The 21691-nt window shown below is 65.5% G+C and carries 22 protein-coding genes; 13 read left to right on the top strand and 9 right to left on the bottom strand.

Annotation, left to right across the window (positions count from 1 at the left end; genetic code table 11):
• The first annotated feature begins 187 nt into the window (after positions 1 to 187).
• Positions 188 to 589, top strand: a complete 402-nt coding sequence (locus ACQR13_RS09025) for a response regulator (RefSeq protein WP_315750016.1) — start codon at positions 188 to 190, stop codon at positions 587 to 589.
• Between the two features lie 139 nt (positions 590 to 728).
• Here ACQR13_RS09025 and ACQR13_RS09020 read toward each other — a convergent pair whose 3' ends face one another.
• From ACQR13_RS09020 to ACQR13_RS08985, 8 genes are all read right to left on the bottom strand, one after another.
• Positions 729 to 1847 (bottom strand): branched-chain amino acid ABC transporter substrate-binding protein, encoded by a 1119-nt coding sequence (locus ACQR13_RS09020; RefSeq protein WP_315737407.1) that lies wholly within the window; start codon positions 1845 to 1847, stop codon positions 729 to 731.
• A 156-nt stretch (positions 1848 to 2003) separates the two neighbouring features.
• Positions 2004 to 2735, bottom strand: a complete 732-nt coding sequence (locus tag ACQR13_RS09015; RefSeq protein WP_315749359.1) for an ABC transporter ATP-binding protein — start codon at positions 2733 to 2735, stop codon at positions 2004 to 2006.
• Complete coding sequence (locus tag ACQR13_RS09010) at positions 2732 to 3565, bottom strand: ABC transporter ATP-binding protein (RefSeq protein WP_315714774.1); 834 nt, start codon at positions 3563 to 3565, stop codon at positions 2732 to 2734. The genes ACQR13_RS09015 and ACQR13_RS09010 overlap by 4 nt, the downstream gene beginning before the upstream one ends.
• Positions 3562 to 4890, bottom strand: coding sequence for a high-affinity branched-chain amino acid ABC transporter permease LivM (gene livM / locus ACQR13_RS09005; protein ID WP_315714773.1), 1329 nt, complete (start codon positions 4888 to 4890; stop codon positions 3562 to 3564). Before livM ends, ACQR13_RS09010 begins: the two co-directional genes overlap by 4 nt.
• 13 nt (positions 4891 to 4903) lie before the next feature.
• Positions 4904 to 5821 (bottom strand): ABC transporter permease subunit, encoded by a 918-nt coding sequence (locus tag ACQR13_RS09000; protein ID WP_315714772.1) that lies wholly within the window; start codon positions 5819 to 5821, stop codon positions 4904 to 4906.
• Positions 5822 to 6118: 297 nt separating this feature from the next.
• Positions 6119 to 7198: a hypothetical protein gene (locus ACQR13_RS08995; RefSeq protein ID WP_315714771.1), complete on the bottom strand. Its 1080-nt coding sequence runs from the start codon at positions 7196 to 7198 to the stop codon at positions 6119 to 6121.
• 43 nt (positions 7199 to 7241) lie between these two features.
• Entirely contained in the window at positions 7242 to 9212 is a 1971-nt protein-coding gene (locus tag ACQR13_RS08990) for a glycosyltransferase family 2 protein (protein ID WP_316192762.1), read from the bottom strand.
• On the bottom strand, positions 9212 to 10417 hold the full coding sequence (locus tag ACQR13_RS08985) for an HlyD family secretion protein (protein WP_315714768.1): 1206 nt from the start codon (positions 10415 to 10417) through the stop codon (positions 9212 to 9214). The genes ACQR13_RS08990 and ACQR13_RS08985 overlap by 1 nt, the downstream gene beginning before the upstream one ends.
• A gap of 437 nt (positions 10418 to 10854) precedes the next feature.
• Between ACQR13_RS08985 and ACQR13_RS08980 the strand changes: the two genes are divergently transcribed.
• Positions 10855 to 11400 (top strand): hypothetical protein, encoded by a 546-nt coding sequence (locus ACQR13_RS08980; RefSeq protein WP_316192761.1) that lies wholly within the window; start codon positions 10855 to 10857, stop codon positions 11398 to 11400.
• Between the two features lie 22 nt (positions 11401 to 11422).
• Here ACQR13_RS08980 and pcaD read toward each other — a convergent pair whose 3' ends face one another.
• Complete coding sequence (pcaD, locus tag ACQR13_RS08975) at positions 11423 to 12205, bottom strand: 3-oxoadipate enol-lactonase (RefSeq protein WP_315749364.1); 783 nt, start codon at positions 12203 to 12205, stop codon at positions 11423 to 11425.
• 231 nt (positions 12206 to 12436) lie between these two features.
• Between pcaD and ACQR13_RS08970 the strand changes: the two genes are divergently transcribed.
• The 11 genes from ACQR13_RS08970 to adhP all read left to right on the top strand — a co-directional run bounded on the left by ACQR13_RS08970 (position 12437) and on the right by adhP (position 21625).
• Positions 12437 to 12883: an SRPBCC family protein gene (locus ACQR13_RS08970; RefSeq protein WP_315714765.1), complete on the top strand. Its 447-nt coding sequence runs from the start codon at positions 12437 to 12439 to the stop codon at positions 12881 to 12883.
• A gap of 131 nt (positions 12884 to 13014) precedes the next feature.
• The gene (locus ACQR13_RS08965; protein ID WP_172180444.1) at positions 13015 to 13500 is read left to right on the top strand and encodes a (2Fe-2S)-binding protein; all 486 of its coding nucleotides are present in this window, start codon (positions 13015 to 13017) and stop codon (positions 13498 to 13500) included.
• Between the two features lie 48 nt (positions 13501 to 13548).
• A complete protein-coding gene (locus ACQR13_RS08960) occupies positions 13549 to 14406 on the top strand; it encodes an FAD binding domain-containing protein (RefSeq protein ID WP_316192760.1) in 858 nt (285 codons plus the stop codon).
• A 31-nt stretch (positions 14407 to 14437) separates the two neighbouring features.
• The gene (locus ACQR13_RS08955; RefSeq protein ID WP_315714763.1) at positions 14438 to 15346 is read left to right on the top strand and encodes an AAA family ATPase; all 909 of its coding nucleotides are present in this window, start codon (positions 14438 to 14440) and stop codon (positions 15344 to 15346) included.
• Between the two features lie 169 nt (positions 15347 to 15515).
• Positions 15516 to 16721, top strand: coding sequence for a vWA domain-containing protein (locus tag ACQR13_RS08950; protein WP_315749367.1), 1206 nt, complete (start codon positions 15516 to 15518; stop codon positions 16719 to 16721).
• Positions 16722 to 16734: 13 nt separating this feature from the next.
• The gene (locus tag ACQR13_RS08945) at positions 16735 to 17058 is read left to right on the top strand and encodes an XdhC family protein (RefSeq protein WP_315826273.1); all 324 of its coding nucleotides are present in this window, start codon (positions 16735 to 16737) and stop codon (positions 17056 to 17058) included.
• Between the two features lie 3 nt (positions 17059 to 17061).
• Complete coding sequence (locus tag ACQR13_RS08940; protein ID WP_315826272.1) at positions 17062 to 17763, top strand: XdhC family protein; 702 nt, start codon at positions 17062 to 17064, stop codon at positions 17761 to 17763.
• A complete protein-coding gene (locus ACQR13_RS08935; RefSeq protein WP_434843496.1) occupies positions 17760 to 19364 on the top strand; it encodes an NTP transferase domain-containing protein in 1605 nt (534 codons plus the stop codon). The genes ACQR13_RS08940 and ACQR13_RS08935 overlap by 4 nt, the downstream gene beginning before the upstream one ends.
• Before the next feature lie 170 nt (positions 19365 to 19534).
• Positions 19535 to 19939, top strand: coding sequence for a DUF4189 domain-containing protein (locus tag ACQR13_RS08930; RefSeq protein WP_315749370.1), 405 nt, complete (start codon positions 19535 to 19537; stop codon positions 19937 to 19939).
• A 124-nt stretch (positions 19940 to 20063) separates the two neighbouring features.
• Entirely contained in the window at positions 20064 to 20477 is a 414-nt protein-coding gene (locus ACQR13_RS08925) for a DUF2000 family protein (protein WP_315759242.1), read from the top strand.
• Between the two features lie 122 nt (positions 20478 to 20599).
• The gene (gene adhP, locus ACQR13_RS08920) at positions 20600 to 21625 is read left to right on the top strand and encodes an alcohol dehydrogenase AdhP (RefSeq protein ID WP_434862758.1); all 1026 of its coding nucleotides are present in this window, start codon (positions 20600 to 20602) and stop codon (positions 21623 to 21625) included.
• Positions 21626 to 21691: the final 66 nt, after the last annotated feature.

Raw genomic sequence — 21691 nt, 5'->3', positions numbered from 1 at the left:
AGCTGATGCGCGAAGAAAATCACTATTCTAATGAAGGTTGTATGGTACCAGATCGGATCGTTCTGTAGAATGAGTCAATAGTTGGAGTAACCGCACCTTTACCGCAAATGAGATAAATATACTCATAGTTGTGTCCGATTTCTTTCTACGTTGTAGGCTGTCCAACGGAAAAATTCTGGAGAAGTTGATGCCACGGATTCTGGTGGTCGACGATCAGAAGGATGTGCGCGCCATGATCTGTATGGTGCTGCGCGTCAATCAGTTCGACGTGGTCGAAGCGGGAACCGCTGCGTCCGGACTGCAGTTGTTCCGCGACCAGGCATTCGATGCCGTCATCGTCGACATCTATCTCGATGATTCCAACGGGCTCGATCTGGTCAGCAGTATGCGCGCGCTGGTTCCCGACGTTCCGGTGGTCGCCGTCTCCGGCATGACTGCCTTCGATGGCGCGTCGATGTCGGACGAGCTGACCCGTGTCGTTTACCTGCAGAAACCGTTCCGCCCGGCCGAGCTGATGCGTGCCGTTGAAACGGCCCGTGCAGCAGTGGCGGCGAAGGGGGCCCCATCGCTTTCGGCCTGTGCCGGCTGAGCCGGTCTGTTGCTCCGTACGACGTGGTTCCCCACGGTCGGGGGGCCTCAACGACGACCAAGCGCTCAGCAGAACGCCCCGGTCCAGGACCGGGGCGTTTGTATTTTGCTGATGATGATCGAGACGGTCAGAGTTCCTATCAGGAGCCCTTGCCGCCGAGCTCGGCGTAGCCGCCCTTGGCGTCCCACTTGTAGACGACGTAGTCGATCTGCTTGATGTCGCCCTTGGCGTCGAAGCCGAGCTTGCCCAGCACCGTGTCCCACTCGCCGGCCTTGATGGTGTCCATCACCTTCTTGGCGTCGGTGGTGTTGGCCTTCTTGACGGCCTGCGACCAGACCTGGATCGCGGCGTAGGTGTAGAGCGTATAGCCCTCGGGATCGATGTTCTTGGCCTTGAACTTGTCCACGATCGCCTTCGCGGTCGGCTTGTTGCGCGGCTCGGGGCCGAAGGTGAACAGCGTGCCTTCCGCGGCCGGACCGGTGATCGAAGCGAACTCCTTGTCGTTCATCGCGTCGCCCGCCATCAGGATGGTCTTGAGACCCTGGTCGCGCATCTGGCGCAGGATGAGGCCGGCTTCCTGATGATAGCCGCCGACATAGACGAGATCGATGTTGTCACGCTTCAAGCGGGAGACGATGGCGTTGAAGTCCTTGTCGCCCTTGTTGTAGGACTCGAACATCTTCTCGGTGACGCCGGCCTTGTTCAGCGCCTTCTTGGTCTCGTCGGCGAGACCCTTGCCGTAGGTGGTCTTGTCGTTGAGGATCGCGATGTTCTTGCCCTTGAAGTTCTTCGCGATGTAGTTGGCGGCGACGAGACCCTGCTGGTCGTCACGGCCGCAGACGCGCGCCACGTTCCACAGCTTGCGCTCGGTGAACAGCGGGTTGGTCGAGGCCGGCGTGATCTGCAGCACGTTGCTGTCGGCATAGGCCTCGGAGGCCGGGATCGACGACGACGAGCAGAAATGGCCGGCGACGAACGGAATGCCGGAGCCGGCGAGCTTTTCGGCAACCGAACGCGCCTGCTTCGGATCGCAGGCATCGTCACCCACCTGCAGTGCGAGCTTCTTGCCGAGCACGCCACCGGCGGCATTGAGGTCGGCGACCGCCATCTCGGCGCCGTTCTGCATCTGGCGGCCGAAGGCCGATTCACTGCCGGTCATCGGGCCGGCCACGGCGATGTTGATGTCTTCGGCGAAGGCAGCAGTCGAGAGCGCCAGCGATGCGCCCAGAGCCAAGCCGATGAGTTTGAGTGGTTTCATGAGAAATCCTCGCGGGGGTAGGTCGACACGGAACGGCCCGAACGGCGGGCCGCAGACCGCGCGCATTGTGGCTGATTTTCCGGCGAAGTCACCGGCAATTTTTGACCACACCTACGAAGGACTAAGGCCATTCTGGCCGGGTTTTGAGGGCCCGCCTCAGTGGCGGCCGCCCTCCAGATAGGCAGCGCGGATCTCCGGTCGCTGCAGCAGCTCGGTGCCGGTGCCCGACAGCGTAATCAGGCCGTTGACCAGCACATAGCCGCGATGGGCGAGCTTCAGCGCGTGATTGGCGTTCTGCTCGACGATCAGCACGGTCAGACCGTCCTGGCGGTTGAGTGTCCGAATGGCGTCGAAAATCTGGCGGGCGATCAGCGGCGCCAAGCCGAGCGAGGGCTCATCCAGAAGCAGCAGGCGCGGCCGGCTCATCAGCGCGCGCCCGATCGCCAGCATCTGCTGCTCGCCACCGGATAGCGTACCGCCGCGCTGGTCGACGCGCTCCTTCAGGCGCGGGAACAGGGCGAAGACGCGCTCCAGCGTGCTGGCCCGCTCCGCGTCGGTCGTCTCGCCGGCGTCGGCGCCCATCTGCAGGTTTTCCGCCACGCTCATGCGCGGAAAGATGCGGCGTCCCTCCGGCGACTGCGCGATGCGCAGCCGCGCGATCTGATGCGTCGGCACCTGTGTGATGTCGTTGCCGTCGTAGACGATGTTGCCGGAGCTTGCGCGCGGGCGGCCGAAGATCGACATCATCAGCGTCGACTTGCCGGCGCCGTTGGCGCCGATCAGCGCGACGATCTCGCCCGGCTTGATGTCGAGATCGACGCCCTTCAGCGCTTCGATTTTGCCGTAGGACGCGCGCAGATTGCGGATCGCGAGCAGGGACGCACTCACGCCTCGGCCTCCATCACGGCTGCGGCCTCTTCCTCGTCGGTGCCGAGATAGGCGGCGATGACCTTCGGATCGTCGCGGATCTCGCGCGGCGTGCCCTCGGCGATCTTGACGCCGTAGTCCATCACGACGACGCGGTCGGAGATTTCCATCACGACGCTCATGTCGTGCTCGATCAGCAGGATCGACGTGGCGTGATCGGCCCGGATCGACAGCAGCAACTCGCTGAGGGCCGCACTCTCGCGCGCGTTGAGGCCGGCGGCCGGTTCGTCGAGGCAGAGCAGGGCCGGCGAGGTGCACATCGCGCGCGCGATCTCCAGCCGACGCTGGTCGCCATAGGCGAGATTGCCGGCCGCGTCGTCGGCGCGGTCGATCAGCCCGACGCGCTTCAGCCAGAACACGGCCGCATCGATCGCGTTCCGCTCGGCCGCGCGCCACGAGGGCACGCCGAGCAGCCCGAGCACCGTCATGCCGGACGCGCGCATCAGCGCGTTGTGCTGCGCGACCATCAGGTTCTCGAGCGCCGTCATGCCCGGAAACAGCCGGATGTTCTGGAACGTCCGCGCTACCTTGGCCTGCTTGGAGATGTTGAAGTCCTTCAGCTTCTGCATCTCGAACTGCGCGCCGTCATCATGGGTCAGGCGGATGACGCCGGAGGTCGGCTTGTAGAAGCCGGTGATGCAGTTGAACACGGTGGTCTTGCCGGCGCCGTTGGGGCCGATCAGGGCCGTGATCTGCGTGCGTTGCGCGGTGAACGACAGCGCATTGACGGCGACGATGCCGCCGAAGCGCATGGTGAGGTTTTCGAGTGCGAGAATGGGAGCGGAGCTCATCCGTGGCCTTCCTTGACGAGGTCCGAAGAGATGCTCTTGGATTTTTCCAGGAATACGGTCGGCGCGCGATGGCCGACAATGCCGCGCGGCCGCCAGATCATCACCAGCACCATGGCGAGACCGAACACCAGCATGCGGTAGCCCTCGAGGCTTCTGAACAGCTCGAAGCCGCCGATCATGGCGAGCGCCGCCAGCGCCACGCCGAGCTGCGACCCCATGCCGCCGAGCACGACGATGGCGAGCACCAGCGCCGATTCCTGGAAGGTGAAGGATTCCGGGCTGATGAAGCCCTGGCGCGTGGCGAAGAAGGCGCCGGCGAAACCGCCGAACATCGCGCCGGTCGCAAATGCGGTCAGCTTGGTGGTGGTGATGTTGATGCCGAGCGCGCGGCAGGCGACCTCGTCCTCGCGCAGCGCTTCCCAGGCCCGGCCGATCGGCAGCCGGCGCAGCCGGATGGTGACCCAGTTGGTCAGGAGTGCCAGCGCCAGGATCAGATAGAACAGAAAAACGATGCGATGCGTCGGCGAGAACGGGATGCCGAGCATCGATGCAAGGCCGCCTTCGCCCGGTGCGAGCGGAATGCCGAACAACGTCGGTCGCGGAATCCCGGAGACGCCGTTGGGACCGCCGGTCACGTCCTGCCAGTTGATGAGGACGAGGCGGATGATCTCGCCAAAGGCCAGGGTGACGATGGCGAGGTAGTCACCGCGCAGCCGCAGCACCGGAAAGCCGAGCAGCACGCCCCAGAAGGCGGCGAGAATGCCGGCGAGCGGCAGGCAGACCCAGAACGACAGGCCGAAGGTGGTCGAGAGCAGGCCGTAGGAATAGGCGCCGACGGCGTAGAACGCGACGTAGCCGAGGTCGAGCAGGCCGGCGAGACCGACCACGACGTTGAGGCCCCAACCCAGCATGACGTAGGTAAGGACCAAAATGCCGAGGTCGAGAATGTAACGCTGATTGTAGAAGATCACCGGTACCAGCAAGGTGAAGATCAGCAGCGCCGGCGCGAGATAGCGGCCGGCTACCGACATGCCGCTCCGCACGGACGGCGGCACGAAGCTGCCGAGGCCGCCGCGCGGTCCGAGCCACAGCCGCAGCAGCTCGACCGCGATCGAGCCGACGAACACCGCCACAACCAGGCTGGCGAGGTCGCCGAAGCGGGTCCAGTATACGAGCTGGCCGCTCTGACCCGCTTCGGTGCGGATGCCGACCATCAGGGAGAACAGACCGAGAGCGACCAGTGCGCTGAGAAAGGCCTTCTTGAGGATGAAGGCGGCTCCGACCGGTTCGGAGCCTTTCGACGAGGCGGGAAGGGACGCGCTCACGCGGACTCCATCTTCAGACTTTTTCGACTTCGGGCCGGCCGAGCAGGCCGGTTGGCAGGAAAATCAGCACCACGATCAGGATCGAGAATGCCGCGACGTCCTTGTACTCCACCGAAAAATAAGCCGACCAGAACGTCTCGATCAGTCCGATCGCGAGGCCTCCGAGCATCGCGCCCGGCAGCGAGCCAATGCCGCCGAGCACCGCCGCCGTGAACGCCTTGATGCCGGCGACGAAGCCCATGAAGAAATCGACCAGGCCGTAATACAGCAGGTACATCATGCCGGCGACGGCCGCGAGCGCCGCGCCGATCACGAAGGTCATCGAGATGGTGCGGTCGACGTCGACGCCCAGCAGTGCCGCCATGGTCTGATCCTGCTCGCAGGCGCGCATGTCGCGGCCGAGCCGCGTGCGGGATACCAGCCAGGTGAACAGCGCGAGCAGAACGATGGTGGTGATGACCACCACGATCTGGATGTTGGAGAGCTGGACGACGAAGCCGCCCGCGCCCTCGTGCAGCGTGTAGCCGCCGGTGATGATCGGCGGCACCGGCTTGACGCGCGCGCCCTGCGACACCTGCGAATAGTTGGTGAGGACGAACGACATGCCGATGGCGGACAGCATCGGCGCCAGGCGGAACGAGTGCCGCAGCGGGCGATAGGCGATGCGTTCGATGGTCCACCCATAGAGCGCCGTGATGGCCATCGACACCAGCAGCACGATCAGCAGGATCACCGGAACCGCGGTCAGGCCCAGCGACACCAGGACCAGGAAGCAGATCAGCGCGATGAAGCCGCCGATCATGAAGATGTCGCCATGGGCGAAATTGATCATGCCGACGATGCCGTAGACCATGGTGTAGCCGATGGCGATCAGGCCGTAGATCGAGCCAAGGACGAGGCCGTTGATGAGCTGTTGCGCGAAATAATCCATGAACTGCCGTGAGTGAGACTGCCGATACCGGTTCGCAACGCGGCGGGGGCCTTGTAGAGCGGGTGCCGGTATGCCTGGAGACGCACCCGCGCCCAAGGCGACGCGTGCGGCAGTACTAACAGTTCGGAACCGGGTGCCGCAACAGCGTGCAGTGCCACAATTGCGGGCTTATCCCGCCTCCTTTGATGGCGCGGTTCCCCTGCCTTCCTCGGGGCCGGCCGTCGCCATCAAATGACCGCTTGGGAACCCAGCACGTAGCGCCGAAAAGGAGGGTTCTCGCACCGGTTGCTGGCGCCGCTATATGCCGCTACCGCTGTCTTCCGTCGAACCAGGCACTTTTGCCATCAGCTTCGACTGGAGCCTGACCAAGGCGTCGCGCAGCCGCGTCGCCTCATCGTACCGGGTTTCCCGCGCCACCATGCCAGAAAACGGATCTTTCACCATGGTCTCGGCGGCCTGGGCAAGACGGCGCATCGGCGTCACCACCCATTTCGCGGCGAAATTGAGCAGCACCAGGATCGAGAACACGCCACCGGCAACGTTGAACCAAAACGAGCGCACAAGCTGGCGGGTCGGCACCATCGCGGCAACGGCGTCCTGCCGGATCAGAAGGGACCAGCCGAAGCTCGGCAGATCGGCGTACTTCACGGTGGGGAACGTGAGGGTGAAATAATCCTTGCCGTCGGGCCATCGCTCGATGAGCGCGACCGAGGCCCCGCGGCTTGCGGCCTGCGCCGAGCCGATCGTCAGTTGCTTGCCGACGAGATCCGGCGGGCCGAACAGCACGATGCTCTCGCGCGACAGCAACACCAGATCGATGTCGCGCGACGCCAGCGCCGCGACGGATTCGATCACCCATTTCCAATCGATCTGGGCCCCGATGACGCCGGCGGGGGCGCCGTCGTGCACGAGCGGAGCCGACATTGCGATCAAGCGGTCCGGTCCCGAAGCGGCCTGCAACATCCGGCCCAGGGCCTCTGATTCGCGATCATCGACCGCCGTCGGCACCCCGAGTCCATGCCGGAACCAGCGCAGGTCGGCGACGTTTTGTCCTTCCAGCATCCGGTCCTTGCTCGCGATGACCTTGCCGCCGGAGTCGGCGATGCCGAGCCAGGCATAGCGCGGCTGGAACTGGCTCACGAACTGGATCTGCCGGCGCGCCTCGGCGACGTCGGCGGGGTCGATGATCGCGGCGAGCCGCGACACGTCGCTCCACGTGCCGTACAACTGTCGCGCCAGCAGGTTTGCGCTGAGCTCACCGCGCGTCCTCAGCTGCTCGATCGCGAGCTCCTCGCCGCGCCGCTGCAGCGACGCCGAATAGAGGATGGCAACGGCCAGCGCCGTCACGACGATCAGTGTCGTGCCGCCGAGGAACACCGCTGTCTGTAAGCTCCACCGTCGCCTCGTCATTGTCTTCTCCTCAATCGGCCACGGCTCGCGCGATTTCTTTCAGCATGCGGCCGAGATCGCCGCTGTCGGCGCCGGGCACTCCGCTCGCGGTGTGCAGCCGCTCGATGATCTGGGCGCGCTGCTGCGGCGTCACCGCAAATATGAGCCGGTAGCCGTCGTTCGTCGGAGCCGCGACCTTGGTCTGGATATCGCCGATCAGGGGCAGGGTGAGCGTGCCGATGGCGCCGGTCGCAAGGCCGACCGGACCGCTGACGCGTGCGCCGCCGGGGCCGAGATTGACGATCCAGCCGCGTTGCGGCTCGCCGTCGACCGTCAGGGTTATCGGCTCGACGATCTGGCGTTGCGGCCGGTTGTAGCGTGGACGGTCGATGCACACGGCGATCGCCACCGACAGCACCAGAATGTTGTAGATCGTCCAGAACATCACGACGATGACGCCGTCTCCCGCGGTCCCCGTGGTATTGAAGACGAAATCGGACGTCAGCGACACGATCATGCCACCGATCGTCAGCGCCATCAGGATCAGGAAGGGCCGCATCAGCGGCCATTGGACGATGATCTTGGCGCGGTCGCCGCCCTTGGCGGTCACCGAGAATTTGTGCGGACCGGGGGAGAGCAGGCCGAGAGCGGCGGCGCGGAGCACGGGCCAGGCGGCGACGATCTGCGAGACATCGTTGACGATCGGAATGAACAGTCCCTTGGACAGCCAGTTCAGCGTGTACATGATCGAGAGATAATAGGGGCCGTAATACCGGATGATATCGGCGATCGAGGCGTTCACCACCGTCACCCCGCCCCACCAGTAGAGCAGTGGACAGATCAGCGCGGCGAGGCGGAACGGATAGGTCGACGTCCAATAGAGCAGCGAGTCGAGCACGCTGAGCCGGTGGAAGAAATCGAGACCATGGGAGCCGAATGGATTGTAGACGTTGCGCACGATCTGCATGAGGCCGAGGCACCAGCGGCCGCGCTGCGTGACGTATTCCGCAAGGCCTTCCGGCGCCAATCCCTCCGACAACGCCTCGTTCAGGTACACGGTCTGGTAGCCGTGCGCGGACAGGCGCAGTGTGAGCAGGAAATCCTCGGTGACGCTCTCGGTGGGCACGCCGCCGATCATCTCCACGGCGGAGACGCGGAATATCGAGGAGGTGCCGCAGCACATTGCGATGCCCCAGGCGTCGCGCGCCGGCTCGACGTTGTCGAAGAAGTGGCGCTGCTCGTCGGGATAGGCCGCGCCGATGCCGAGATTGTGCTGGATCGGGTCCGGGTTGAAGAAGTGCTGGGGCGTCTGTACGAGGCCGACAGCCGGATCGTGGAACAACGCCAGCGTCCGCTCGACGAAGTCGAGATGAGGCACGAAATCGGCGTCGAGAACGGCGACGAAATCCGGCCGGTCCGCATCCGCCGCGCGCAGCCGCAAGGCATTGTTGATGTTGCCGGCCTTGGCGTGCGACTTGTCGGTACGGGCGACATAGCCGATGCCGTGCTCGGTGCAGTAATCCCGGAGCCAGGCCCGGCTGCCGTCGTCGAGGACGAAGACGCGCAACGCCGCATAGGTGATCGCCTTGGCGCCGACGATGGTTCGCTCCAGCACCTCGAGCTGCTCGTTGTAGGTCGTGATGAAGATGTCGACCCGAGGCGGCGGCCTCGGAAGCCACCAGCCGGCATGGCGATCAGCCTCCGTCGTCCGCTCCTTGGTCCTGGTCAGGATCAGGAAGGCGAAGGACGACGAAACAACGGTGAGCGCTTCGAGAATGGCGAAGCCCCAGCTGAGGATCCCATCCGGCGTGAGGCCGGGCGGAGCAAGGGTCTCGGTGAAGCGCCAGACGACATAGCGCCAGGCCAGCAGGATCGAGCCGCTGAGGAGCAGGGTCCGCCAGTACCATATCTTCGGGTCCAGGAGGGGCAACGCCAGGACGCGCAGCCCTACGATGATCGCAACGACTGCGAATGCGGACAGGAATGGTGACAGCGTCGGCATCAGTAGCCGTACCGGGCGACGAAGCCGCGCAATGCCGCGATCGGTCCGCTGGTGAAGATCACCCGGCCGGTGCGCCCGATGGCGCAGGACAGATCCGGCTGCTTGGCGAGATCTGGCACCGCAACGGTGACGTCGAAGCGCTGCAAGTGCTGCGGCGTCGGGCCGACAGCGAGATTGGCGTAGAGTTGCGAGGCGCCCGAGCCGCCGAGACGTGTCACCGTCCCATCGAATATCCGGTCGTCTCCGAACAGACGGAACTGCACCGGGGCGCCGATCGACAGGCGGGCGTAGAGACTTTCGGGAACGCTCGCGGTCACCACGAGACTGTTGCAGTCCACCAGCTTGACGAGATCCTGACCGCGACGGGCATATTCGCCATCGTCGACGAGGAAATCCCAGGCCATGCCCAGGACGCGGGCCCTCAGCGTCGCCGAGGTCAGCCGGTTGATCCGGACGCGTTCGGCGTTGATCTGCTGCTCGTATTGGACCAGGCGGGATTGGATCTGCTGCTCGTCCACGGCAAGTTCGGCGAGGCGCAGGTCGAGCTCGTGAATGCGCTGCATCGAGAACGGCACGTCGTTGTAGGAGTCGCCGATGAAGACCCCTGATTGCGCGGAGCCGAGCTCGGTCTCAACATAGTTGGTGCGCTGTTTCGCGCTTTCCAAATCCTGCTTGGCGATATCGAGCGAGGCGCTGGCCTGGTCGAGGCCGGCGACCGTCTGGACCCCGCGTTCCTTCAGCTCGTTGGCCCGCGTGAAGGTGAGATCCGCGAGCTTCAGCCGGGCGGCCGCGGCATCCTCCGCCGCCTTGGCCTCGGCGATGCGCGCCGCGATCTGGCGGACGCGGCCGGTCTTGTAGTTGGCCGACTGGGCCGCGAAGGCGGCCCGCGCCTGCTCGAGCGCCGAACGCTGCGCCGGAACCCGCTTGAGCGCGATCTTCTGCTCGTCACGGTCGCGCTCGAGATTGAGCAGGCGCGTGGTGTCGAACCGGTCGTCGACGATCTCGGCCATGAGTTCCCCGGCATTGACCCTGGCGCCGATATTGCTCACCCCCAGCGTCACGCGGCCTTCGATCGGCGCGCGCACGACGTAAAGCCGGGCATTGACGGTCGCGTCTCCCGAAGTTCCGGCGAAATGTTCGCCGACCAGGATGTAGAGGCCGCCGGCCAGCAGGAGGATGCCGATGAAGATCCGAGCTACTCTCATGCGGTACTCCCGCTCGGCAGCTGCCTGCCGCATCACGATCCCGCTGTGCGAAACGCAGCGGCGTTCGCCTCTAAGGTAGTATATCTGTTTCAGACTACTTTGACGCTAGTCAAGAACACCGATGGCGTGGCGCACAGAGTTGCGAGGCGCATGGACGTGAATCAGCGGCCGCCGACGGACGCAATGTCGGATGCGATGCAGATGTTCGAGGAGGCGTCGATGAGGCCCGGAAAGGCCGCTATCACGCGGGAATTCGGGGCCTGATCGGCGAGGTCATCAGCACGGTCTCTGCGGCGATTGGACGGTGGGCTCTCGCGCCCGTCGCCCCCCTGTTAAGGTAAACGAATGGTTTAAATTGCCGGGCGCGTTTGCCGGGCGTTAGCTCGTCTGGAAATCGGCCGGACGGGCGGTTTGTGGGATGCAAAGGTGGGCGTGACATGATCAAGGATTGCGTGATCAGGAATTGGCGGCTCAGCTGCGTCAACGGTGTGCTGCTGGCGCTCTATTTCGTGCCCGCCTGGACCATCATCGCGTTTCAGATCATGGTGTCGCCGATCCAGGGGTTGTTCGCGCGGCCGAATATCGCGGTGGCCTTGTTCATCAGCGACCACCTGCAGCTGTCGGGCATCGAGACGGTTCGCGCCGCCTGGCTGCTTGCGCTGGCGCGACTGACGGTCGCAGGCTTCTTCGCGATGTTCCTGGTGCTGATCCTGGTTCCGCGGGTGCGAAAGGTGGCCGGCTATGTCGAGGCACTGTCGATCGGGCTCGGCTTCGGCAGCATGCTCGCCTTCTTCAGCATGATCATGGCTGCCAAAGTCGGGGAGCCCCAGGCGTTGCGTCTGCATGCCACGGAACTCCTGATGCTGCTCGGCACGGCCATCGTCATGCTGGTGGAGAAGCCGACGACGCAAGCCTCGCCGTCTTCCGCATCCGCTTCGCCGAAGATGGAGCCCGCGGCGACGCCGTCGCCGCAGCAGGCATGACGCCCCGATCCATCGCGGTGCATCAGTGCTGGGTCAGAAAGCCCAGCACCGCATCGTTGAACTGGCCCGCCGCTTCGACATTCGAGATGTGCGCGGCATCGACGATGGTCATGCTGGCGCCGGGGATGCGGCTGCGGATTGCTTCCGCCATCGCGATCGGCGTCGATTTGTCGTAGCGGCCGGCCACGACGAGGGTCGGGCTCTTGATGGCCGGCAGATCCTCACGCAGGTCCAGGGCACGCAGCGCCGCGCAGCAGGCAAGATAGCCGCCGACAGGGGTGGCCACGAGCATTGCCTTCATCCGGTCGGCGACATCAGGATTGTGATCACGAAACTCCTGCGTCAGCCAGCCAGCGATGACCGTGTCGGCGATTCCAGCGAGTCCGCTGTCCTCGACCGCCTTGATGCGGGCGTCCCAGATTGCCGGATCGGGGTAGTAGCAGGTGGTGTTGGCGAGCACGAGCTTGCCGATGCGTTCAGGAGCATGGGCGGCGAGCCACTGTCCGACCATGCCGCCCATCGACACGCCGCACCAGTGCACCTTCTCGATGTTGAGGTCATCGAGAATCGCCAGCGCATCGCGGCCAAATCGCTCGATCGAGTAGGGCCCGGGCGGCACTTGCGATTTGCCATGACCGCGCCGGTCATAGCGGATCACGCGGAACACCTGCGTGAAGGCGCGCATCTGCGGCTCCCACATCTGCAGGGTCGAGCCGAGCGAGTTCGAGAGCATCAGGGTCGGCCCGCCGTCGCGGCCCTCGACGGTGACATTCAACAGACAGCCGTCGGCATCGATCATCGGCATGGGCGGAATCCTTGTCGCAGGCGGCCGCGCCGCCGGAGGAATCGTGCAGATTTGATGGCGAACTAACCACCGCCGCCGCCGTCTGCCAATCAAAACCCGACGGCGGCGAGGTCCGGAATGCTGCGGTGCCCGGCTTTTCTGCAACGCTTCCGGGCGCTGCTCGCCCTTCCTTTTGGGCGTTCGGTGCTTTACTTGAATGCCTCTAACCGCGCCAATCGGGGGGAGATGCACATGGCTATGACGATGACGGGCGAAGTCCAGCTGGCCGCTCCGCGAGAGCAGGTCTGGGACAAGCTGAATGATCCGGAGGTGCTCAAGGCCTGCATTCCCGGCTGCGAGGAGCTGGAGAGGACCGAGGATGGCGGCCTCCGCGCCGTTGCCAAGATGAAGGTCGGACCGGTCTCTGCGCGCTTCAAAGGCAAGGTGACCTTGAGCGATCTCGATCCGCCGAACGGCTACAAGATCTCCGGCGAAGGCGAGGGCGGTGTCGCCGGATTCGCCAAGGGTGGCGCGGTCGTCGCGCTGGCGGACAAGGACGGCGGCACGCTGCTGACCTACAATGTCGAAGCGCAGATCGGCGGCAAGCTGGCGCAGCTCGGCCAGCGGCTGATCAACGGCACCGCAAAGAAGCTCGCCGACGAATTCTTCGCCAACTTCGCCAAAGCCGTTCAAGGCTGACCGCAACCGACCCATGCGCGGCCGGGGGCGAGGTTGCCCGCCGCCGGGAGCGCCCATATGATGGTTTTCGACTGATTTTGCTGGGCTGCGCTGCAGTGCAACGCTGTCGCGCGGATAATAGAGAGTCCTGAATGGCCAAGATTTCCATGATTGTGAACGGTAATCCCGTCACGGCGAACGTCGACCCGCGGACGCTGCTGGTGCAGTTCCTGCGCGAGAATCTGCGCCTCACCGGCACCCATGTCGGCTGCGACACGTCGCAATGCGGAGCCTGCGTCGTCCATCTCGACGGCAAGGCAGTGAAGTCCTGCACGACCTTGGCCGTGATGGCCGATGGTCATGAGGTCAGGACGATCGAGGGACTCGCTGCCGACGGCGCGCCGCTGCATCCGATGCAGGAGGCGTTTCGCGAGCATCATGGCCTGCAATGCGGTTTCTGCACGCCGGGCATGATCATGACCGCGGTCGACCTCGTCCACCGTAAGGGACATGAGCTCAGCGACGAGACCATTCGCGAGGAGCTCGAGGGCAATCTCTGCCGCTGCACCGGCTATCAGAACATCGTGCAATCGATCGCCGCCGGCGCCAAGGCGATGGCCAAATCGGACCTCGCCTAAACGTCTGACCTTGCCTTAGTCGGCCCGCTGCGCACAGGACATTCCCCTATGTACGAATTCAAATATCATCGGCCGGCGACCGTGCGCCAGGCCGCCAATCTCCTCACCAAGAACGAAGACGCCAAGCTGGTCGCCGGCGGCCACACGCTGGTGCCGGTCATGAAGCAGCGACTCGCGAGCCCGCCGCATCTGGTCGATCTCTCCCATGTCGAGGGGCTCGATACGATCGAGGTGAAGGGCCGAAACCTCGTCATCGGCGCGATGGCGCGTCACGCCGACGTCGCCAACTCCGCAACCGTCGGCGAGGCCATTCCGGCGCTCGCCCATCTGGCGAGCCTGATCGGCGATCCCGCGGTGCGCCATCGCGGCACCATCGGCGGCTCGATCGCCAACAACGATCCGACCGCGGACTATCCGGCCGCATGCCTCGCGCTCGGCGCCACCATCGTCACCAACAAGCGCAAGCTGAAGGCCGAGGAGTTCTTCCTCGGGCTGTTCACGACCGCGCTGGAGCCGGACGAGATCATCACCAAGGTGAGCTTCCCGCTGGCCAAGAAGGCGGCCTACGTCAAGTTCCGCAACCAGGCCTCCCGCTACGCGCTGGTCGGTGTGTTCGTCGCCCGCCGTCCGTCCGACGTGCGCGTTGCGGTGACCGGGGCCGGCGGCAATGGCGTGTTCCGCGTCACCGCCTTCGAGGAGGCGCTGCAGAAGCGCTTCTCGCCGAAGGTGCTGGAGGGCATTACGGTCTCGGCTGAAGGCCTCAACAGCGATATTCACGGCAGCGCCGAATATCGTGCCCATCTGATCGGCGTGCTGGCGCGCCGTGCGGTCGATGCGGCCAATACCGGCGCCAAGGCCTCAACCGCGTCGGAGGGAGCCGCCGAACCCGAGGCTCCGGCTTCGTGACGGACGCGTGAAGAAGGAAGCGGTCTCGCCCATGAGTGCTCCGGCCCTGCCAGCATCGGTCGACGCGATGCTCGAATTGTTGTCCTCGCGCGGCTATCTGGCCGAGCGATCGCTGGCGACGGTGACCTATCTGTCGTTGCGCATGGGCCGGCCGCTGTTCCTCGAAGGCGAGGCCGGCGTCGGCAAGACCGAGATCGCCAAGGTCCTGTCGGCGGCGCTCGGCCGCAAGCTGATCCGGCTGCAGTGCTACGAGGGTCTCGACGTCGCCTCCGCCGTCTACGAATGGAATTCAGCGGCGCAGATGATCGCGATCCGGCTGGCGGAAGCGGGCGGCGAGGTCGACCGCGATCAATTGACGTCGGACATCTTCGCCGACCGCTACCTGATCAAGCGCCCGCTGCTGCAGGCGCTGGAGCCGGATGTCGCCGGCGCGCCGGTTCTGCTCATTGACGAGCTCGACCGCGCGGACGAGGCGTTCGAGGCCTATCTGCTCGAGATCCTCTCCGACTTCCAGGTCACGATCCCGGAGTTCGGCACCGTCAAGGCGCCGCATCCGCCGATCGTCATCATCACCTCGAACCGGACCCGCGAGATCCATGACGCGCTGAAGCGGCGCTGCCTGTATCACTGGGTCGATTATCCCTCCGCCGAGCGCGAGCTTGCCATCGTCAAAACCCGGCTGCCCGGCATCTCGCAGCGGCTGTCGCAGCAGATCGTGCGCTTCGTCCAGGCGCTGCGCGACCAGGACTTCTACAAGTCGCCGGGGGTCGCCGAGACGCTCGACTGGGCCACGGCGCTGACGGAGCTCGATGCGCGCTCGCTGAACGCCGAGGTCGTCGGCGACACGCTGGGCGCGCTGTTGAAATATCAGGACGACATCGCCCGCATGCAGGGCGATGCGTTGCAGAAGGCGATCAAGGACGCGACCAACGAGACGTAGTTCACGCCGGTGCCCACAATAAAGGTCGTCATTCCGGGATGCGTGCGCAGCACGCAGGCCCGGAATCCATAACCACGATCGTGAGTATGGATTCCGGGCTCACCCTCCGGGCGCCCCGGAATGACGAGCTCAATTTGAGGCGTGTGCGAAGCGGACGAGGGATCAGAACGTGCCCACAAGCATCAATCACCTCGCGCCGCCAACCGGCGGCATCGCCGACAACATCGCGGGCTTTGCGCGGGCGCTGCGTGCCGCCGGCCTGCCGGTCGGTCCGGGTGCCGTGATCGACGCGATGACCGCGCTCGAGGTCATCGACATCGGCAAGCGTGCGGACGTCTTCACCACGCTCGAATCGATCTTCGTCAAGCGCCACGAGCATGCGCTGATCTTCTCTCAGGCCTTCGACCTGTTCTTCCGCCCGGCCGAGGAGTGGAAGTCGATGCTCGATTCGGTGCCGCTGCCGGATCACGCCAAGAAGAAGCCGCCGCCGGCCTCGCGCCGGGTCCAGGAGGCGATGTCGCAGCCGCAGACCCATGAGGAGCCGAAGGCGCAGGAGCAGGACCTGCGGCTCGCGGTGTCCGACCGCGAGGTGCTGCAGAAGAAGGACTTTGCGCAGATGAGCGCGGCGGAGATCGCCGAGGTTGCGCGCGCCATCGCCAAGATGCGGCTCCCGCAGGCCGAGCTGAAGACCCGCCGCCACACCGCCGATCCGCGCGGCCGTCGCATCGACATGCGCAAGACGCTGCGTCAGGCGCTGCGCACCGAAGGCGAGATCATCAACTTTCATCGCTTGGGGAGAATCGAGAAGCCGGCGCCGATCGTGGCCTTGCTCGACATCTCCGGCTCGATGAGCGAGTACACCCGCCTGTTCCTGCATTTCCTCCACGCCATCACCGACGCGCGCAAGCGCGTCTCGGTGTTCCTGTTCGGCACGAGGCTGACCAACGTGACCCGGGCGCTGCGCCAGCGCGATCCCGACGAGGCGCTGGCGAGCTGCTCGGCCAATGTCGAGGACTGGGCCGGCGGGACCCGGATCGCCACCTCGCTGCAGACCTTCAACAAGCAGTGGGCGCGCCGCGTGCTCGGGCAGGGCGCGATCGTGCTGTTGATCTCCGACGGGCTGGAGCGCGAGGCCGACAGCAAGCTTGCCTTCGAGATGGACCGGCTGCACCGCTCCTGCCGGCGGCTGATCTGGCTCAATCCGCTGCTGCGCTATTCCGGCTTCGAGGCGAAGGCGCAGGGCATCAAAACCATGCTGCCCCACGTTGACGAATTCCGCCCGGTACATAACTTGACTTCGATCGAGACGCTGATCTCGGCGCTGTCGTCGCCGCTGCCGCCCCACCAGCGCAGCGCGATCCGGCCCGCCGCCTGAGAGGGAGATGACCATGCTCAACCGCGACGAAGACATCCTCAGGGCCGCCGAGGACTGGCACAAATCCGGTCACGGCGTGGCGCTCGCCACCGTGGTCGAGACCTGGGGCTCGGCGCCGCGCCCGGTCGGGTCCAACCTCGTGATCAACGACGAGGGCACGTTCTTAGGGTCCGTGTCCGGCGGCTGCGTGGAGGGCGCTGTCGTTACCGAGGCGCTCGACGTGATCACCAGCGGCCAGCCCAAGATGCTGGAGTTCGGCGTCGCCGACGAGACGGCCTGGAATGTCGGGCTGTCCTGCGGCGGCACCATCCGCGTGTTCGTCGAGAAGGTGGGTTGATCCATGCAGCCTGCAACGCTGGCCGAACTGAACGCCGAGCGTGCCGCGCGTCGCCCGGCGATTCTCGTCACCGACGTCGGCTCCGGGGCGCAGCGCCTGGTCAGGGCCGCCGCCATCGCCACCGATCCGCTGCGCAACGAGCTGTCGACCCATCTGCGTATGGGCAAGAGCGGCATGGTCGAGGTGGACGGCAAGCGGCTGTTCCTGAACGTCTACGCGCCGACGGCCAAGCTCGTGATCGTCGGCGCCGTCCATATCAGCCAGGCGTTGGCGCCGATCGCCAAGTCGCTGGGCTATGACGTCACCGTCGTCGATCCGCGCACGGCTTTCGCCAGCCCCGAGCGCTTCCCTGACGTGCCGCTGATCGCCGAATGGCCCGACGTGGCGCTGCCCCCGCTCAACGTCGATCACTACACCGCCTTTGTCGCGCTGACGCATGATCCGAAGATCGACGATCCGGCGCTGCTGCACGCCTTCTCGCGCGACTGCTTCTATATCGGCGCGCTCGGCTCGCGGAAGACGCACGCCAAGCGCGGTGATCGGCTGCGCGCGCAGGGCGCCAGCGATGCCGACATTGCCCGCATCCATGCGCCGATCGGGCTCGCCATCGGCGCGGTGTCGCCGTCGGAGATCGCGGTCTCGATCATGGCCGAGATCACCGCCACGTTGCGGCTGCCGGCCAAGGAGAAAGAGCAGGCGGCATGAAGTTCGGTCCTGCCAGTCCAGCCGAGGCGATCGGCGGGGTGACGGTGCACACCCTGCGCAAAGGATCATTGGTGCTGAAGAAGGGCACGCTGATCGGTCCCGCGGAGGTCGAGGCGCTGGTCCGGGAAGGCGTCAAGGAGATCGTCGTCGTCCGGCTCGAGGCCGGCGACGTCTCCGAGGACGAGGCGGCCGCCGACGTCGCCAAGGTCGTCGCCGGCGCGGGCATTCACGTCGATCGCGCCTTCACCGGGCGCGCCAATCTGTTCGCGGCGCAGGCCGGCGTGCTGATGATCGACCGCGCCGCGGTCGAGCGCATCAACGGCGTCGACGAGGCCATCACCTTTGCGACCCTGCCGGCGTTCAAGCCGGTGGTCGAAGGCGAGATGGTCGGCACCGTCAAGCTGATCCCGTTCGGCGTCGAAGGCCGCCTGCGCGATGTCGCCGTCGCGGCGGCGGGCAGGGGCGCGCTCAGCATCGCCTCCTATGTGATCAAGCGCGTCGGCGTGGTCTCGACGCTTCTTCCGGGGCTCGCACCCAAGGTCATCGACAAGACGCTGCGCGTCACCGCAGAGCGGCTCGCACCGGCCGGCGCCACCATCATCGCCGAGCGCCGCGCGCCGCATGAGCAGGCCGCGCTGGCTGCTGCGATCAGGGAGCTGCTGGCGCTGGGCGCCGAGCTCGTCATCGTGTTCGGCGCGTCCGCCATCGCCGACCGCCGCGACGTCATTCCAGCCGCAATCACCGGCATTGGCGGTGCCATCGAGCATTTCGGCATGCCGGTCGATCCCGGCAATCTGCTCTTGATCGGCAATGCCGGCGGTGTGCCGGTGCTCGGCGCGCCCGGCTGCGCCCGTTCGCCGGCGGAGAACGGTTTTGACTGGGTGCTGATGCGGCTGCTCGCCGGCATCAAGGTCAGCCGCGCCGAGCTCACGGCCATGGGTGTGGGTGGCCTCCTCATGGAGATCGTGACGCGGCCGCAGCCGCGCGCCACGCCGGAGGCCGAGGGCGAACGCAAGGTCGCCGCCGTCGTGCTTGCCGCCGGACGCTCGACCCGCATGGGGGGGCCGAACAAGCTGCTGGCCGAGCTCGACGGCAAGAAGCTGGTGCGCATCGTGACCGAGCAGGCGCTGGCCTCCAAGGCCGGTGAGGTCATCGTCGTCACCGGTCATCAGGCCGAGCTGGTCGAACAGGCGCTGTCCGACCTCAACGTCCGCTTCGTCCGCAACCCGGATTTCGCCGGCGGCCTCGCCAGCTCGGTGAAATCGGGCATTGCCGCGGTGCCTGAGGGCGTCGATGGCGCGGTGGTGTGCCTGGGTGACATGCCGATGGTGTCCTCGGATCTGCTCGACCGCCTGATCGGCGCGTTCGCGCCGGATCGCGGCAATTTGATCGTGGTGCCTGTGTCCGAGGGACGCCGCGGCAACCCCGTGCTGTGGTCGCGCCGCTTCTTCGCCGAGCTGATGACGCTGGACGGCGACGTCGGCGCGCGGCACCTGATCGCCAAGCACACCGAGGCCGTGGCCGAGGTGCCGGTCGACGGTGACAGTGCGTTTCTCGACATCGACACGCCGCAGGCGCTGGAAGCCGCGCGGCGCGGTTGAAGCCCGTAGCCCGCATGAGCATAAGCGACATGCGGGACGCCGTGCGTGAGAGCACGCATGTCGACTACGCTCATGCGGGCTACGACTTCCCTCCGACTCAACCTCTCATTCACCAAGTTTCAACGACCCCCGGCTAGATTTGCCGACATTGGGCCTCGGGGGAGGAGAGAGTGATCATTTCGACCGCCGCGCGACGTTTCGCGCTGTTTGCATTTGGACTGACCGTGATCGTTGGTGCCGCGCGCATCGCAGACACCAGCGCTATCAGCCCGGCGCATGCGGCCGGCGCGTTCGCCATTGGCCAGTGCGCCGCCTATGGCCAGGCGTTCGACTATCCGGCGGAGCATCTCGCCAAGGCCGCGGCGCTCAAGCAGTGCAAGGGCGACTGCACCGCGGTGACGATGAAGAAGGCCTGCGCGGCATTCGCGGTCGATCTCACCAATCCCTGCGGCGCCCACGGCTATGCTGTTCGGCCGACGATCTCGACCTCGCTCAACGAAGCGACCCGGGAATGCTACAAATATGGCGGCAAGGAATGCGTCATCCGCGCCTGGGTATGCGACGCCAAGGGTTGATTCAAGTCTGATGATCTCAGCGACTCGGCCGCCGGGGTTCCACGTCCGCTTTCATTTCGATGCTTCACCCTGAGAACGGCTCGGCTATTCTCGGGGTTCGATGACATCGAACTCTGGAAGTGGCATGCAATTCGACACCAAGATCGCGCTGATCATCCGCAACGATCTCGAGGCCTGGCAGAAGCTCAACGTCGCGGCGTTTCTTTCCAGCGGCATCGCCGCGGCATTTCCCGAATGCATCGGCGCACCTTATGAGGACGGCTCGGCGACCCTGTATCACGCGTTGATCGGGCAGCCGATCCTGATCTACGGCGCGCCGGATCGTGCCGCGCTGGCGCGTGCTCTGGATCGCGCGCTGTCGCGCAGCGTGAAGCCGGCCCTCTACACCGAGGACATGTTCAAGACCACGCATGACGAGGCCAACCGTGATGCCGTGAAGGCGGTGGCGCGCACCGATCTCAATCTGGTGGGATTGGCGTTTCGTGCGGAGCGCAAGGTGGTCGACAAGGTCGTCGACGGACTCAAATTTCACGCCTGACAGCCATGGGCACATTGCGCTGTCATCAAACTGTTACTTCATGCAGCGGCGCGGCTTGATGCCGATCAAGCCCGGAATACGCCGACGTCGTTAGTTTGCGCCGCGACATGAGGAGCAGACAGATGCAGACCATGAAAGCCGCCGTCGTCAAAGCCTTCGGCAAGCCGCTCGACATCGAGGACGTTCCGATTCCTGTGCCGGGACCCGGCGAGCTTCTGGTCAGGGTGAAGGCGTGCGGCGTCTGCCACACCGACCTTCACGCCGCCTCCGGCGATTGGCCGGTGAAGCCGGTGCCGCCATTCATCCCAGGACACGAGGCGGCCGGGATCGTCGCGGCGCTCGGGCTCGGGGTCACCGACTTCAAGGTCGGCGACGCCGTGGGCGTGGCGTGGCTGCACGATGCCTGCCTGCGCTGCGAGTATTGCGAGACCGGCTGGGAGACCTTGTGCGAGCACCAGCACAACACCGGCTATAGCGTGAATGGCGGCTTTGCCGAATACGTGATCGCATCCGCGGCGTTCGCTGCGCGTCTGCCGGCCAATGTGGACTTCGCCAGGATCGCGCCGATCCTCTGCGCCGGCGTCACCACCTACAAGGGTTTGAAGGAGACCGACGCACGGCCGGGCGAGTGGGTGGTGGTCTCCGGCGTCGGCGGCCTCGGTCATGTTGCAATCCAGTATGCGAAGGCGATGGGGCTGAAGGCGATCGGTCTCGACATCGCCGAGGACAAGCTGAAACTCGCGCTGGAGGCCGGCGCCGAACATGCCGTCAACGCGCTCGACAAGGATGCCGTGGCGCAGGTGATCGCAATCACCGGCGGCGGCGCTCATGGCGTGCTGGTCACTGCGGTGTCGACGCCGGCTTTTGCCCAGGCGCTGCACATGGTCCGCCGCAAGGGGACGGTCAGCCTCGTCGGCTTGCCGCCGGGCGAATTCCCGACACCGATCTTCGATGTCGTGCTGAAGCGCATCACCGTGCGCGGCTCGATCGTCGGTACCAGGCGTGATCTCGACGAAGCCATCGCGTTCGCCGCGGACGGCAAGGTGACGGCCGAGGTGACCACGGCGCCGTTGTCGGAGATCAACACCGTCTTCGACCGCATGAAGGCCGGCAAGATCGACGGTCGCGTGGTGCTCGACTTCGGCTGATCGGCAAGACCGATTGACGCGCCGCCGTGCCGAACATTGGGGCGGCGGTTTGATCTGGATCAGGAA

The sequence above is a fragment of the Bradyrhizobium sp. HKCCYLRH3059 genome (assembly GCF_051168035.1).
Classification (GTDB): Bacteria; Pseudomonadota; Alphaproteobacteria; order Rhizobiales; family Xanthobacteraceae; genus Bradyrhizobium.
Note: the sequence above shows the minus strand (reverse complement) of the source record. Positions and strands in the feature narration are given on the sequence as shown.